This window comes from Streptococcus sp. HMSC072D03 (assembly GCF_001812855.1).
GTDB lineage: Bacteria > Bacillota > Bacilli > Lactobacillales > Streptococcaceae > Streptococcus > Streptococcus salivarius_D.
Genome location: NZ_KV810613.1, coordinates 1 through 401, shown reverse-complemented (window position 1 = coordinate 401; position 401 = coordinate 1). Strand labels below are relative to the sequence as shown.

Sequence of the window (401 nt, the reverse complement as noted above, 5' to 3'; positions counted from 1 at the left end):
CACTTGGTTTCTTATTCAGTTCTCAAAGGTCTAAATCGGGAAGACAGGATTCGAACCTGCGACCCCTTGGTCCCAAACCAAGTGCTCTACCAAGCTGAGCTACTTCCCGATAAAATGCACCCTAGAGGAGTCGAACCTCTAACCGCCTGATTCGTAGTCAGGTACTCTATCCAGTTGAGCTAAGGGTGCTCATTATTATATTATGCCGAGGACCGGGATCGAACCGGTACGAAAGTTTCCTTTCGCAGGATTTTAAGTCCTGTGCGTCTGCCAGTTCCGCCACCCCGGCTCCTCAAGCGAACGACGGGATTCGAACCCGCGACCCCCACCTTGGCAAGGTGGTGTTCTACCACTGAACTACGTTCGCATTTTATGCCGGCTACATGACTTGAACACGCGAC

4 tRNA genes are annotated in these 401 nt (G+C 51.6%); all 4 read right to left on the bottom strand.

Features of this window, described 5'->3' with window-relative positions:
- Positions 1 to 35: 35 nt before the first annotated feature.
- A tRNA-Pro gene (locus HMPREF2877_RS01030) sits at positions 36 to 109 on the bottom strand.
- A 6-nt stretch (positions 110 to 115) separates the two neighbouring features.
- Positions 116 to 189 (bottom strand) — tRNA-Arg (locus tag HMPREF2877_RS01025).
- A 14-nt stretch (positions 190 to 203) separates the two neighbouring features.
- Positions 204 to 289, bottom strand: a tRNA-Leu gene (locus tag HMPREF2877_RS01020).
- A gap of 6 nt (positions 290 to 295) precedes the next feature.
- Positions 296 to 367 (bottom strand) — tRNA-Gly (locus tag HMPREF2877_RS01015).
- Between the last annotated feature and the right edge of the window lie 34 nt (positions 368 to 401).